Here is a 15,400-nt window from a genome sequence, read left to right on the forward strand (position 1 = left end):
GAAAATAATAGACGAAAAATTTTGTAAACTAAGATATTAGTTTTAAGTTTAGTTAAAATTAGTATAGATGTTGTTTAAAATGACTTAGCTCCTATTGTAAACAAACAACAAAACACAACAATTATCATGGAAATAAAAGATTTAACGAAGGCAGAGGAACAGATCATGCAAATTGTATGGCAATTAGACAAGGCATTTGTAAAAGAGGTGATGGATTATTTGCCTGAGCCGAAACCGGCCTACAACACGGTCTCTACCATTATTCGTATTCTTGAGGTAAAAGGCTTTATTGGCCACGAAGCCTTTGGCAAGGCGCACAAATACTATCCTTTAATCAGCAGAGAAGAATACAAGCGCCACGCCACCGAAAAACTACTGGGCAACTATTTCGAGAACTCGGTAGAAAGTATGTTCTCTTTCTTCGTCAAAGAAGAAAAATTAGACCTGAGCGATGTTGACGAGATCCTAAAAATGATCAACAAATTTAAAAATAGGCCAAAATGAGTTGGGCACATTATCTCTTGCAGGTAAACATTTACCTGGTTATTTTTTACTGCTTCTATAGGTTGCTGCTCGATAAGGAAACTTATTTTGTACTGAACCGCGTCTACCTGATCGGTTCTGGCCTGCTTTCGCTGGGCATTCCGTTCATGCGTTTCGAATGGTTCAGCAAACAAGAAGTAAGCCGTCATATTTACGTGGGCGTAGACCAGCTGAACAGCTTGGTGGCCCAGGTAACCATATTGGATGACCAGGCTGCAAAATTTAACTGGGGTACTTTTATTGTATCTGTTTATTTGTTGGGGATTTTGTTTTTTCTGGGCCGATTCGTATTTCAGCTATTGGCCGTTCGCAAGCTTTTTAGCCGCATCGGCAATGGCTCCGCTTTTTCTTTCTTCAGAAAAAAAGTGGTTTCGACCGACCTGCCCGAAATAGCCACGGTAAGCCTGCACGAAGACATCCACATCAAGCAACTTCATACCGTTGATGTGCTTTTCTTTGAACTGTTGGGCATTTTCACCTGGTTCAATCCCATTATTTACGCTTACAAGCACACTGTAAAAAACATACACGAATTTTTGGCCGACGAAGCCGCAGCCAAATTTCAGGGCGACAAGGAAACCTATTCGCTGCTTCTGCTCAGCCAAGCCTTTGGCGTAAGGCCCAATACGCTGACCAATGGTTTTTTTACCAAATCGCTGATCAAAAAACGCATCTTTATGCTACACAAGGAGCGTTCTAAAAAAACAGCCATCCTTAAATATGGGCTGTTTGTGCCGCTTTTTTCGCTCACTTTGGTCTTGTCTTCGGCCACCATTCGCAAAAACAACAAGATTTTAGCCGTGGCCCAGCAAATTCCGTTAAACGATGCCAAGGCTGTGGTAGGCCAACTGATCCAGGCACCCTTAAGCGTTGTTAACCTTGCCCCGCCACCTCCGCCAGATTCTACCGTCAAAACAACTGCCACCATCGTGAACCAGTTTATGGAGCCTACTACTTTGCCAGTTGAAAATACCGAGAATGCCGGTGCCTCTTTAAACTCGTTTTTCAGGTATTTAGCCGAACGCGTTAAATATCCGGTGGCTGCCGTACAAAAAAAGATCCAAGGCAACGTAGTGGTTAATTTTAGCGTAACCAATGGCAAGCTACAGAACGTTTTGGTACAGAACGAAATTGGCGAGGGTTGCGAAGAAGAGGTGACGCAAAACTTATTAAACTACAACGATCTGTTGCAAAAAGATGGGAAGTACAGTCTAAAGGTAACCTTTAAACTTGATGGCGCAACCAGCAAAATGCTCAACGAAGAAGCCAGCAATCCAGCAGACTATACGCCAATCAACTTGTTTATCCAAGCCGCTGCGCCTAAAGAAAAAGAACCCGAAGAAGCCAAGCCTGAAGACAGGATGATCTATAATTTCGTAACCTTGGAGAATCCGCCAAGCTATCCGGGCGGTGTGAACAAGTTTTACGAGTTTTTGAGCAAAAACATCAAATATCCTACCCTGGCTATCGAAAATGACGTCCAAGGCAATGTTTTTGTTTCCTTTACAGTAGAGAAAGACGGCTCTTTAAGCGATATTAAAATAGACCGCAGACTAGGCTTTGGCACCGACGAAGAAGCCATTCGTGTATTGAAACTCAGCAGGAATTGGAACCCTGGCATGCAGAACGGCAGACCGGTAAGGGTTAAGTACAACATTCCGATCAAATTTGCCTTGGATGCTGGCAAAAGAGAAAGAATGTCGCCTAAAAGCGTGGGCATACGTTTAAGAGGGCTGCCCGAAAAAGAAGCGCCATTGGTTGTTCTTGACGGTGAAATCAAGGAATATGCGACACTGAACGACATCGATGCGAGCACCCTCAAAAGCGTTGATGTGCTGAACTCGGCAAGTGGCGTAGCCCTATATGGAAAAGCGGCAGAAAACGGCGTGCTCCTGCTTACTTCGAAACAACAAAAAATACCAAAAGTTACTGCTACTCTTATTAACAGAAATTAAAAACTAGGATATGAAAAAACTTGTAGCTTCGTCGCTATTTGCGATGCTCATGATCTGCTCTTTTCAAAACTGGGCACAAAGCGCTACCAATTGGGATGCCTTTTACCGCTATCTGTCGACCAAAATAAGCTATCCTGCCGAAGCCAGAGCTGAACTGTTGCAGGGCGACAACATCATTACCTTTAACCTGGATAAGGGCATGGTAAAAAACGTAAATATACAAAGCCAGCTAAGCACCAAAACAGACTTGGAAGTAGCGAACCTCATCTTGGCCTACCCAGCATTTAAACCGGCCCAAAACGGTAGTTATGCCATTCGTACTTCGTTTAGACTACAAGGCGCCAACAGCACAATCATTAATCAGGATGCCCAAATGCCTACCGGCTTTAAGGCGCTCAGCACCATCAACATCAACGCCATGGCTCCTGCAATTGCCAACGCGCCGAAAAATGGCAAGAACTCCGAATTTAAGAGCGAAAACGGCACCCGCATTGTTTTGAGAGGCTCGAATAGCCAAACTGCGGGTCAACCTTTATATGTAGTTGACGACAAAACAGTCGAAAATTTTGAAATGGCCGCATTGGCTCCAGAAAGCATAGACAGCGTACAAATCCTCAAAAGCCTATCTGCCGTGGCCTTGTATGGCAAAGCTGCCGAAAATGGCGTAATTGTGATTACCACCAAAAAATACGCTTCAGAAAAGAGCAAAAAAACAGCAAACTAAACCCTAAAACATATGAAAAAACTGATTTTCTCATCGCTATTTGCGGTGTTACTGCTCACCTTATGCCTAAACGAAACGAAGGCACAAGACGACAAGGTGTATAGCTTTGTCAGCATGAAACACCCACCAACCTACCCCGGAGGCATAGCCGCGCTCTACAAATTCTTAGCCCAGAACATCAAATATCCTAAAGAAGCCGCTGAAAAAAACATCCAAGGCAATGTATTTGTATCTTTTATTGTGGGCAAAGATGGCTCGGTTTCAGACATCAAGGTTGACCGGAAAATTGGTGGTGGCACAGACGAAGAAGCCATCAGGGTGTTAAAAATGATGAAGAAATGGAACCCGGGAACCGAAAATGGAAAAGTCGTAAAAGTAGCCTATAACATGCCGGTTAAATTCACTTTGTATAAAGGCTCAAGCGGCAAACCAGCGCTAGGCAAAGACAAGGTAGCCAGCAACGGGTCACAAATGAAAAACCAGCCAAGCTATCCGGATGGTGTGCAAGCCCTTTATAAGTTCTTGGGCCAAAACATCAAATATCCTAAAGAAGCGGTGACCAAAAACATACAAGGCGATGTATTTGTATCATTTATGGTAGAGGCCGATGGCAGCATTAAAGACATCAAGGTAGTGAAAGGTATTGGCGGTGGTGCCGACGAGGAAGCCGTTAGGGTAGTAAAACTGATGAAGAAATGGAACCCGGCCGAAAAAGACGGAAAGCCGGTAAGATCATCTTTCAGCTTGCCGATTAAATTTACCTTAGCCGCCAAATAAACTAAGATTAGGCAAGGCTAAGCCTCTTGTAAAATACCGACTACTATAAACCAAACAAAAAACCCCGGCCTAATGGTTGGGGTTTCTCGTTTCATATGTTCTCCTTTGTCTCGGATAACTAAATCTAATCATTTTTTTGGAAAAAAGCAAATCAGCTTCCAGTTCTCTATGAACTGCAAACTGTCAATGGCCAACTGGCAACTGAACTATCCTTCTTCCTCGCTGATGAACTTGGCGGTATAGTAGTCTCTGTTCATGCGCGCAATGTTCTCTAAAGAAATTCCTTTAGGGCACTCTGCCTCGCAGGCGCCGGTGTTGGTACAGTTACCGAAACCTTCGGCATCCATTTGTGCCACCATGCCTTGTACGCGTTTGTAACGCTCTGGCTGACCTTGTGGCAACAAAGCCATCTGCGAGATCTTAGCCGATACAAAAAGCATAGCCGATGCATTTTTACAGGTAGCTACACAGGCACCGCAACCGATACAAGCCGCCGCTTCGAAAGCTGCATCAGCCTGCGCCTTTGGAATAGGCAGGTTATTGGCATCTTGTGCATTGCCCGTATTAACCGAAATAAAGCCACCAGCAGCGATAACACGGTCGAAAGCTGATCTATCTACCGTTAAATCCTTGATTACCGGAAATGCCTTCGCTCTCCATGGTTCTACCACAATGGTATCGCCATCTTTAAAAGAACGCATGTGCAGCTGGCAAGTGGTAATACCCTCTTTTGGTCCGTGCGGCCTGCCGTTGATAAACATCGAACACATGCCACAAATGCCTTCGCGACAGTCGTGATCAAATACGATAGGCTCTTCGCCTTTATTGATCAGATTCTCGTTCAAAACGTCGAACATCTCCAAAAACGACATGTCTGGAGAGATATCGGCCACTTTATAATCGACCAATTGTCCTTTAGTTTTGTTGTTTTTCTGACGCCAAACCTTTAGCGTTAAGTTCATATTTCCTGTACTCATTTTATTAGTATTGAGTATTGGGTACTGCGTATTGAGTTTCCTCCTCACGCTCATACACGTTACTGTTTATGATTCTTTTCCTAGCCTCGAACAAACGCACATCGCTATACGCTTAGCTCAATACGCTCTATTTATAACTTCTTTGTGCTATTTTAATATTTTCGAATTTCAGTTCTTCTTTGTGCAATTCGAAAGTTCCGTTGCCTTTGTTTTCCCAAGCAGCTACATAAGCGTAGTTTGCATCGTCGCGCAGGGCCTCTCCTTCTTCGGTTTGGTACTCCTCCCTGAAGTGTCCGCCGCAGCTTTCGTTACGGTTAAGGGCATCGATACACATCAACTCGCCTAGTTCGATAAAATCGGCCACGCGACCGGCTTTTTCCAACTCTGGGTTATATTCGTTGACCTCTCCTGGCACGCGTACATCGGCCCAGAAGTCTTTTTTCAATTGTTGGATTTCTGCAATCGCCGATTTCAATCCTTCTGCATTACGGGCCATACCGCATTTCTCCCACATAATCAGACCCAATTTCTTGTGGAAATGGTCAACCGATTTGGTTCCTTTGATGTTGATCAGCTTATCAAGCGTTTCTTTTACGCTTTGCTCGGCCTCCACAAACGCCGGGTGGTCTGTTGGAATTGCTTTTACAGAAATCTCTTTTGAAAGGTAAGCACCAATGGTGTAAGGAAGCACGAAGTAGCCATCTGCCAAACCTTGCATCAATGCCGAGGCACCTAAACGGTTAGCGCCGTGGTCTGAGAAGTTGGCCTCGCCAGTACAGTACAAACCAGGAACAGTAGTCATCAAGTTATAATCAACCCAAAGGCCACCCATGGTATAGTGAACGGCTGGATAGATACGCATTGGTGTTTCATAAGGATCCTCGCCGGTAATCTGCTTGTACATATCGAACAGGTTACCATATTTCTCTTTGATTACTTCTGTACCCAAACGCATGCAGGTTTCCTGATCTGGGTGGTGGTTACCGGCTTTAGCGGCTTCAATACGGCCATAACGCTCTGTATTGGCTTTAAAATCGAGGTAAACCGCCAATTTAGAAGCGCCTACGCCATAACCAGCATCGCAACGCTCTTTGGCAGCCCTCGAAGCCACATCGCGTGGCACCAAGTTACCAAAAGCAGGGTAACGACGCTCCAAGTAATAATCTCTTTCGTCTTCAGGAATTTCTGAAGCTTTACGGGTATCGTCTTTCTTTTTAGGTACCCAGATCCTGCCATCGTTACGCAACGATTCAGACATCAGGGTTAGTTTCGATTGGTGATCGCCAGAAACCGGGATACAGGTTGGGTGAATTTGGGTGTAGCACGGATTGGCAAAGAAAGCGCCTTGTTTGTTGGCTTTCCATGCGGCGGTAACATTGCTGCCCATGGCATTGGTAGAAAGGAAGAATACGTTGCCGTAGCCACCGGTTCCTAAAACAACCGCATGGCCAAAGTGACGTTCTAATTCGCCGGTAATCAGGTTACGGGCAATGATTCCACGTGCCTTACCGTCAATCTTAACCACTTCCAACATTTCGTGACGGGTAAACATTTCTACCTTACCCATACCAATTTGGCGCTCTAAAGCACTGTAGGCTCCCAACAGCAATTGCTGTCCGGTTTGACCTGCGGCATAAAAAGTTCTTTGTACCTGTGTACCACCGAAAGAACGGTTATCTAACAAACCGCCATATTCTCTGGCCAAAGGCACGCCTTGAGCTACGCATTGGTCGATGATGTTGGCACTCACCTCTGCCAAACGGTGTACGTTGGCTTCGCGGGCGCGGTAATCGCCACCTTTAATGGTATCATAAAACAAACGATAGGTGCTATCGCCGTCGTTCTGATAGTTCTTGGCGGCGTTGATACCACCTTGAGCTGCAATAGAGTGCGCCCTGCGAGGCGAATCCTGAAAACAGAAGCATTTTACTTTGTAGCCCATTTCGGCCAAAGTGGCGGCCGCCGAAGCACCTGCCAAGCCCGAACCTACTACAATTACTTCTAAGCTTCTTTTGTTAGAAGGGTTAACCAAGGCTACAGACGATTTGAATTTCGTCCATTTGCCGGTCAATTCTCCCTCAGGTATATTTGAATTTAATGCTGACATTATATTTAGCTTTATTCGTCCAAAATTATTTTAAAAACTCCATCCAAAGTAGATTGCAATTGGCATTAGCGCAAAAAGCAACGGAACGATGATCGAGAACCAAACACCAAGGGCCTTGATGATCGGCGTATATTTTTTATGGTTCCAGCCCAAAGTTTGAAAGGCCGAAGCAAATCCATGCAACAAGTGATAAGCCAACGAGATCATGGCCAATACATACAGCACTACGCGCCATGGTTGGCTAAATTTGGCATGCATTACCGCATATAAATCTTCGTGGCCTGCTGCATCTAGTGGCGTACCGCCGTTAAATTGCTCGATGCCGGTAAAACGCGAAACCACCCAGAAATCAGACAAGTGCACGATCAGGAACATGAGCAACAAAGTACCCAACAAGCCCATAGAGCGCGAATACCACTTGCTATTGGCACTGCCATTGCTGTAGGCATATTTTTCAGGACGGGCGGCCTGGTTTTGAAAGGTTAACCTGGCTCCCTGTACAATATGCAAAAGCAAGCCTGCCATCAAAACAACTTCCATGGCCCTGATGATCCAGTTGGTGGCCATAAAATGTGCGCCTTCGTTAAACAGTACACCGGTATTGTCAAAAAACACAAAAGCGTTTAAGAAACAGTGAACCACTAAAAAAGAGATTAAAAACAGGCCTGTGATGCCCATTATTAGTTTTTTTCCTATAGAAGAGGAAAAAGCATTTGCGATACTACCCATTAGCTTTTAATTTATATTCTTAGACTGCAAAAGTATTTAAAATATGAGTTAAAATAAGATTGAAGATGATAAAATCGTGACAAATAAACAATTTAGAAACATTCTAAAAAAGAAGCCGGTTTTGGCAGAAATTGGCATTTGCTGAAGCTTTAGCCGACTAAAGCGCATAAAAAAAGGACAGCTTTTAGGGCTGTCCTTTTTCTTATTCATCAATTTGGAAACTTAGTTGCCAAACGAAATGGTAAACATACGGTTATCGCTAATACCCGAAATGGTAATTTGGCCATCGCGAGAAGTTGGCAAGGCTTTTTCAATATCGGCAACACTATTTACCGACACCCCATTCACTTTGGTAATGATGGCGCCTTTTGGCACGTCGTAGTAATCGAAAAGCTGACCGGCTTTTACATCGGTAACCACCACGCCGTTTTTAAGGTTGAACTTGGCTTTGGCCGCCGCTGATGCAGGGGCGAAGCTGGCGCCCAACTTGCTTACGGTTGCACCTGTTGGTTTTTCAGCTGGAGCCTTGGTAGAAGCCAGGCTTACGTTGCTCTCAGGTTTTAAGATTACGGTTACGTTTTTAGTAGAACCATCGGCTTTCAAAACAGACAAAGCTACTTTGTCGCCCGGACGCATACGGCCCACTTTTTCTTGCAAATCTGGCGAGTCGTAAATTTCGGTTCCGTTTACTTTTTTAATGATATCGCCTTCTTTGATACCTGCAGCTGCGGCACCGCCATTAGGCACTACGCCACTTACATAAAGGCCATTAATGTCTTTCACTTTTAAACGCTCGGCAACGTCGGCATCCAAAGCTTGGAAAGTTACACCGATATAGCCACGTTTTACGGTACCGAACTCTTTAAAGTCTTCTAAGATCTTTTTGGCCAAGTTGATTGGGATGGCAAAACCATAGCCTTCGTTACGGCCGGTTTCAGAGGCAATGGCGGCATTGATACCGATCAGCTCGCCATTGGCATTAACCAAGGCGCCACCACTGTTGCCAGGATTGATGGCCGCATCGGTTTGGATATACGATTCGATGGCGTTGTTAGCCGGAACATCTGGCATTTTGCCTGTTCTTTGGTACTCCTCGTATTGCTCGCGGGTTGGTTGCTGCTGTTCTCTGTTCAAGATACCGATATTACGTGCCTTTGCACTCACGATACCTGCGGTAACGGTAGTTTGCAAATCCAAGGGGAAACCAACGGCCAATACCCACTCGCCCACCTGCACATTGTCAGAGTTGCCCATTTTTACAAAAGGCAGGTCTGTAGCCTCTACTTTAATCAACGCCAAGTCTGTATTGGCATCTTTGCCGATTACTTTGGCCATTACTTTTTTTCTGTTCGACAAAACCACTTCGATTTTATCGGCATTGTCAACCACGTGGTTATTGGTTACGATGTAGCCATCAGGCGTTAAAATAACACCCGAACCCGAAGCTGCTCTTGGTACGCGTTGCATTCTTCGGCCGCCGCCACCAAAAAACTGTTCAAACATATCGTCCATGCTGCCACCGCCTTGATCGGCATTGCTGTTGTTGTTGCCGTAAGTGGTTCTGATGTGTACCACTGCCGGAGATACCGCCGCCGCGGCCTGCACAAAATCAACCGATCCAGATGAAGCCACCTTGAGCGGGTTATTGGCAAACATCATGTTTTGTTTCTCTGTTAATGAATAGCTATCGTTTTTGCGCTCCAATAGTTTATAAGCGCCTACTGCAACTGCTCCACCTAAGAAAGCAGCCAACACTATTAATCCTATTTTTTTCATTTGCTTATTATTTTCCTTTCAATGGTAATGAAGTCATCAGGGGCATATTTAGCCTCTTGCCCGGGTATTTGGCTAAGCTTGCTCCTGCTGAAACTGCGTTATTTACTTTTTTACTAATGTGTTACTCAAAATTAATACCATATAAACGATATTTGTATCATTCGAACATCCTAATTTTTGTTAAAAAATGTTAAATCAAATTTAGGTTTGGATTTTCCGTTTTCCACTAACAAATATTTTATTTTTAAATGAAGAAAGCATGAACATCAAATTCTCCAAATACCAAGGTGCCGGCAACGATTTTATCCTGATCGACCACCGCATGAGCCCACTCAAAAACATTGATAACGAGCTCGTAGCCCAGCTTTGCCACCGCAGATTTGGCATTGGTGCCGATGGCTTGATGTTTTTGCTAGACCATGAGGATTACGATTTTGAAATGGTGTACTACAACGCCGATGGCAAGCCGGGCAGCATGTGCGGCAATGGTGGCCGTTGCATTGTGGCTTTTGCCAAACATCTGGGCGTTTTTGACAACGAAACCAATTTCTTGGCAGTAGACGGTCCGCACTATGCCAAAATTACAGCCGAAGGGAATTGGGTAGAGTTGCAGATGATCGATGTGGAACAGGTAGAGCAAGACGGAGAGGCCTTTGTGTTGAATACCGGTTCGCCACACTATGTAGCACAGGTAGAAAACCTGGCTTCGTTAGATGTGTTTAACCAGGGCAAGGCCATCCGCAACAACGAAACCTACCAAGCCAATGGCATTAACGTGAACTTTGTAGAACCTAAACCCGACCGTTTGTTTGTACGCACTTTTGAACGTGGCGTTGAAGACGAGACCTATGCCTGTGGCACGGGCGTAACGGCAGTTGCCATGGCGATGGCCAAGCACCAGCAACAAATTGGCAAAGTAGAAACGCCTATCGAGGTGTTGGGTGGCAAGCTGCAGGTTAACTTCAATTACGATGGCCAAAAATTTACCGATGTGTTTTTATGTGGCCCTGCCGAAAAGGTTTTTGATGGGGAGCTGGATGTGTAAACGCAATAAACTTGCGAAGTTTTAAAAACTTTGCAAGTCTTTCTGGCACTCCTCAATTGTTATGTCTTCCTCAAAAGTTGCTCAATTTTTAACCACCTTAGATGTCTTAGAGCAAGCAAATCATCTTTAACCGCCTTAGACGCCTTAGTTAGGCCAGAGGCCTACTAGCTAAACACCAAACCTTCCGCTTTCCGCAAGAGTCCAATAATGATATGCCCAATTAAGCTATCGTCCATGGACTATAGACCAAGTAGACGATCTTTAACCGCCTTAGACGCCTTAGTTAGACCAGAGGCCTGTTAGCTAATACAATCCTTTGCCAATTTCCGCAAGTGTCTAAAAACGATATGCCAATAAACTATCGTCCATGGGCTATAGACCAAGTAGACAATCTTTAACCGCCTTAGACGCCTTAGTTAGACCAAGGCCCGTTAGCTGATATGATCCTTTGCCAATTTCCGCGATAGTTTAATAGCGATATGCCTATTAAACTATCGTCCATGGACTATTGACTAAAAAAGACTACTCTCTAGCTCTCAGCCAGGTAAACGGCTACGGCGATTTTGATTTCGCTGAAGCTGTAGGATTTGCCCAAATGCTCACGCAGATCGTTTAACCTGATGGTTTTGAGTGTGGTGATGGCTTCCAACATCCGGTCGAGCCTTTTTTGAGGCACCAAGTCGCTCCCTTTGATTTCGTGCTTGGCTACAAAATGGGCCAAGTGACCTTCAATCGTTCCTAAACTCATTTTTCGCTCTTTGGCAATTTCTTCGGGGCTCTTGCCTTCCTTAAACAAGCCCAAAGTCAGTTCTTTGGTATCGGGCTTAGGCAAAGCTGGTGTTTTGTTTTTCTTTTTGCTTTTGAGCTTGGTATAGGCATCGTCGATATTAAAATCTTCTTTGCCACCCGAATAAACCTGCCTGATTTGTTCGTTGCGTTTCGGATTGCGGTGCAAGGCTATAATGTCTTCTTTGGTCAGCTCCCTGCCTTCGCCTGCAGCCACCAACATGGCCTTTGCTTTGTTGATTTTTTTATGTTGCTCGTCAAACATCAGTTCCATTTCGAGCAGTTCAGCCAGATATTCCTTGGTTTGCTTTTCGGTTTTTACTTTTTCGATCAGTTCAAAAATCGAATCGCTCATGGCCATCAGTTGAGGCGTAAAATATTGCGTTGCTGCTTCGGTACGTTCTAGCAAAAGTCCAAAACCTTCATCGGTAGTGGCCCCGGCGCATAAACGCTCCAATTGCTTTAAAAACTTGTCGGCATGCGCCCTGAGCGCGATGAGCGTTTGCTGCAACTTAACGGCCCAGCTCAAATGGGTTTGTTTGGCCGATCGTTTTTCGTCCTTGGTATAGCTAAATACATGCTCAAACACATAGTTGTCCAACGCAGCAAAGCTGAAGGCCTGCAACAGCGAATGGCGCAAAAACGCAAAACTTTCTCTTTTGATTTGTACGGCCAGATCTTCCTGTTGCTGCTTGGTCTTGGCAAAGTAAGTCACATTTTGATCTTGACGGATGCCACGATCGGAAATGAGCGAGGTGAGCACCAAACCATCCAACGAGCGGAGCCTCGACAAGGCCACGTAAATCTGACCTGGGGCAAAAGCATCGCCGATATCGATAATGGCCTTATCAAAAGTAAGCCCTTGACTTTTATGAACGGTGATGGCCCAGGCCAGTTTGAGCGGAAACTGGGTAAAAGTACCTGCAATTTCTTCCTCAATCTCATTGGTGGTTTTGTTGACCGTGTAACGCACGTTCTTCCAAGTATACTTTTCAACGCTGAGCCGATGCCTCGAATCTTCGAATTTTACTTCCACCGAATCGCTTTCTAGCTTGGTAATCACCGCTATCTTGCCGTTAAAGAAGCGTTGTTCGCCAGTGGGGTCGTTTTTAATGAACATCACTTGTGCACCGACCTTCAGCTCCAATACCCGCTCTGCCGGAAAGGCACTTTCGCTAAATTCATCGGTGAAGGTGGCCTTGTAAAAAGACGATTTCCCTTCCAATTCGGCCAGGCTGTTTTTGTTCAGCGCATCGGCCTTGTTGTTGTGGGTGGTTAGGGTAATGTAGTTGTCTTTGAGGTCGGGCTGATAGTTTTGCTTGTAATACGACTTGAGCAGGGCTACATCGGCCGCAGTTACCTGATTGTTGCGCAGGTTATTGAGCAATTGAATGAACACTTCGTCGGCCTGACGGTATATTTTTTCAAGTTCGATGTAAATTGGGGGTTCTTTCTCGAGCACCAGGGCATCGAAAAAGAAAGCACTCTTGTAAAAAGAGGCCAAAAGCTCCCACTCGGTATTTTTTACCACAGGCGGCAGCTGGTGCAAATCGCCGATAAACAACACTTGAACCCCGCCAAAACCCGAATTGTTCTTGCGCACGTAACGCAACACCATGTCGATGGCATCGAGCAGATCGGCCCGCAACATGCTCACTTCGTCAATAATCAGCAACTCCAGGTCTAACAAAATACGCCTCTTAGTGGCGTTCATGTGCAAGTGCTTGATAATCGATTTGGGGGTATGGTAATGCTGGTAGGCGCCCAATTGCTGATCGGGTACTACCTTGGGCAGAAAGGTTCCAAAGGGCAATTGGAACAAGGAGTGGATGGTTACCCCTGCCGCATTAATGGCTGCAATGCCAGTGGGTGCCACAATAACCGTTTTTTTGTGCGTAAGCGACACCAAATTACGCAGAAAAGTGGTTTTTCCAGTACCAGCCTTACCGGTAAGGAAAATATGCCTCGACGTTAAATTGATAAATTTGGCCGCCAACTCTGCCGGCTGGAGCGCTTCCGGTACCTGTATCATCATCACTTATCTTTTACCCTTGTTTTTGTTGCAAACCTAACGCTTTTTAACGAGTACGCCACCCTGAAATTCCATCCAGGAGAAATCTTTGTCCGATTGTTGGTAGGTGCCGTTCACATTGTTGAGCACCAGCGTAACCGTAAAATCCTTGGTCTGCTGCGTCAATTGCATTTCTTGCCACGGAATATCTTTTTTATCGATATCGGTGTTGTAATCATTCTTGTATTTGAGGTAGAGCTTTTGGGCCAAGGCGCGCAGGTCAAACACCAAAGGCTCCTGCTCGTTGATGGTCAGCCGTAACTGGTACTTGTCTTTTGCGTTGTCGGCATTATTTCTAGACAGATACTCGAACTTGAACTTGGCACCTGCAAAGCTGCGCTGCTGGTATTGGCTATAAAATGCCGAAGGAAAATAAACATCGTAGTCTTTTACCACAATCTCGCCGTTGCTTTCGCTGTCAAAATTGAGCTGTACGTTTTCATCGTCGAAATCAATATCCTTGATTTTGAGCAAGGCCAAAGCAGTATCGATTTTTTCTCGCCTGATTTCGTACTTGTATACCATGCCATTGCCGAGTTTTTTGTCTATTTTCTCTTCAATCTGTTTTAAATCGGCTTGGGTAAAACTTTGCAACGAGCTTAGTCCGTGTTGGTCTATCAGGTAGCGCACCACTTCTGGCCGTTCTTTCAGAGCCTGCTTGCTTTGCTGGTGCATCAGTCGTTTAAGTCTGGCTAATTGCGAGTATTTGGCTACCGAAAAAGCGCTCTGTGGTCCGTAAACCGTAAGCAAAGCCAATACGCAAAGACTGATGGGGATAAGCTTGATGTTTTGCTTTTTGCTGAAGAGGAAGTAAAGGGTAATGGCGCTGAGCCAACAGGCCAATACAATCAAAATGTAGCGCGATTCGGTGATGCCATAATTGCCTACCCTTTTTACGATGGCCAGAATGAGCAGTACCACCAAAGGGATAATCATGAGGTAAAAGAAGCGTGAAAAGAGCCTGATCCAACCATTGCCTTCCCGATCTCTGATGGGATAAACCAGCAGCAGCGATAAAATACCAAAAACAGAATAGCCCAATACCAAAGTAGAAACCAGGCCTTTGGGCAGTTGCCAGGCAATGGCAATCTTGATTTCGTACACCAGCAAAATAGCCAGGTAAATGGTTACCAAGGGAATGAGCACATACTGCGTAAAGATTTTGAGCGCCTTTGGATAATCCTGTTCTTTTTCGAGGCTATCGAAATCGGATGGCACACCAGCCAAAAAGAAAATGGTCGTAAAACCAGCGCTGACAAAGGCCAGCAGTTTCATGTACCACTTGTAGTTAATGTCGACGTTAAACAGTCCATCTATGGCAAACAGGGCAATGGCCAGGCCTGCAAAGAGCACCCCGGCGTAAAAGGCCGAAGTTAAGAAGCGCAAAAACAGGGTTTTATTGTACTGCCAGAAACCATTCAGGCTTGCGCGACCAATAAAAGGCGCAAAAGCGACCAACAAGTGAAAAGCAAAAGCCAGTTGCAGGACGCGATAAACATCAATGGCATTTTTCCAAGGATTCAACAAAAGGTACAGGGCCGCACAAATGGCCAAAGCCAAAAGCCTAAGCCCCCATTTCCCGCCTTTTTCATAGCCCTGCGATTCGGCAAAAAGATCGCCAGAGAGCAACAGCGTAAGCGCCAAGTTAGACAGCAAAAGCAGCTTGATCAAGGCATTGGTCAGGGGTATATTTTCGTTGTAATTGAGTTCGGTAAGCCAACACCAAATAAGGGTTGAAGAAACTGCAAGCAGAAATTGCAACGGAAAGCGCACAAATACGCCGGCAGCCCCTCGCCAGAGCGTTTGTATCGAAGGTAGTTTCATAACGATAAATGTAATTAAATATACGTAATGTTTGCGTAGCGTAACAATTGTTAAAAAATGTTATCAAATGTTAAAAAATCATAACT

11 protein-coding genes are annotated in these 15,400 nt (G+C 45.0%); 5 read left to right on the plus strand and 6 right to left on the minus strand.

Annotated elements, in window-relative coordinates; all coding sequences use genetic code 11:
• Positions 1-126 precede the first annotated feature (126 nt).
• From VRU48_RS13635 to VRU48_RS13650, 4 genes are read left to right on the plus strand one after another with little or no spacing between them, the layout of a single operon-like run.
• Positions 127-504: a BlaI/MecI/CopY family transcriptional regulator gene (locus VRU48_RS13635; protein ID WP_199136183.1), complete on the plus strand. Its 378-nt coding sequence runs from the start codon at positions 127-129 to the stop codon at positions 502-504.
• Positions 501-2,498: a TonB family protein gene (locus tag VRU48_RS13640; RefSeq protein ID WP_330108472.1), complete on the plus strand. Its 1,998-nt coding sequence runs from the start codon at positions 501-503 to the stop codon at positions 2,496-2,498. Before VRU48_RS13635 ends, VRU48_RS13640 begins: the two co-directional genes overlap by 4 nt.
• Positions 2,499-2,508: 10 nt before the next feature.
• The gene (locus VRU48_RS13645; RefSeq protein WP_330108473.1) at positions 2,509-3,222 is read left to right on the plus strand and encodes a TonB-dependent receptor plug domain-containing protein; all 714 of its coding nucleotides are present in this window, start codon (positions 2,509-2,511) and stop codon (positions 3,220-3,222) included.
• Positions 3,223-3,234: 12 nt separating this feature from the next.
• A complete protein-coding gene (locus VRU48_RS13650; protein ID WP_330108474.1) occupies positions 3,235-3,999 on the plus strand; it encodes an energy transducer TonB in 765 nt (254 codons plus the stop codon).
• A 206-nt stretch (positions 4,000-4,205) separates the two neighbouring features.
• Here VRU48_RS13650 and VRU48_RS13655 read toward each other — a convergent pair whose 3' ends face one another.
• The 4 genes from VRU48_RS13655 to VRU48_RS13670 all read right to left on the minus strand — a co-directional run bounded on the left by VRU48_RS13655 (position 4,206) and on the right by VRU48_RS13670 (position 9,588).
• Positions 4,206-4,976 carry a succinate dehydrogenase/fumarate reductase iron-sulfur subunit gene (locus VRU48_RS13655; RefSeq protein ID WP_330108475.1) on the minus strand — a complete coding sequence of 257 codons (771 nt, stop codon included), beginning with the start codon at positions 4,974-4,976 and terminating at the stop codon, positions 4,206-4,208.
• A 127-nt stretch (positions 4,977-5,103) separates the two neighbouring features.
• Positions 5,104-7,083 (minus strand): fumarate reductase/succinate dehydrogenase flavoprotein subunit, encoded by a 1,980-nt coding sequence (locus VRU48_RS13660; protein ID WP_330108476.1) that lies wholly within the window; start codon positions 7,081-7,083, stop codon positions 5,104-5,106.
• 30 nt (positions 7,084-7,113) lie between these two features.
• On the minus strand, positions 7,114-7,812 hold the full coding sequence (locus tag VRU48_RS13665) for a succinate dehydrogenase cytochrome b subunit (RefSeq protein WP_330108477.1): 699 nt from the start codon (positions 7,810-7,812) through the stop codon (positions 7,114-7,116).
• A 222-nt stretch (positions 7,813-8,034) separates the two neighbouring features.
• Positions 8,035-9,588, minus strand: a complete 1,554-nt coding sequence (locus VRU48_RS13670) for a trypsin-like peptidase domain-containing protein (RefSeq protein WP_330108478.1) — start codon at positions 9,586-9,588, stop codon at positions 8,035-8,037.
• Between the two features lie 259 nt (positions 9,589-9,847).
• Between VRU48_RS13670 and dapF the strand changes: the two genes are divergently transcribed.
• Complete coding sequence (gene dapF, locus VRU48_RS13675; RefSeq protein WP_330108479.1) at positions 9,848-10,633, plus strand: diaminopimelate epimerase; 786 nt, start codon at positions 9,848-9,850, stop codon at positions 10,631-10,633.
• Positions 10,634-11,162: 529 nt separating this feature from the next.
• Here dapF and VRU48_RS13680 read toward each other — a convergent pair.
• Together VRU48_RS13680 and VRU48_RS13685 are read right to left on the minus strand one after the other, a co-directional pair.
• Entirely contained in the window at positions 11,163-13,454 is a 2,292-nt protein-coding gene (locus VRU48_RS13680) for a helix-turn-helix domain-containing protein (RefSeq protein WP_330108480.1), read from the minus strand.
• 33 nt (positions 13,455-13,487) lie between these two features.
• Entirely contained in the window at positions 13,488-15,314 is a 1,827-nt protein-coding gene (locus tag VRU48_RS13685; RefSeq protein ID WP_330108481.1) for a DUF4153 domain-containing protein, read from the minus strand.
• Positions 15,315-15,400: the final 86 nt, after the last annotated feature.

It is taken from the genome of Pedobacter albus (genome assembly GCF_036324255.1).
GTDB classification, from domain to species: Bacteria; Bacteroidota; Bacteroidia; order Sphingobacteriales; family Sphingobacteriaceae; genus Pedobacter; species Pedobacter albus.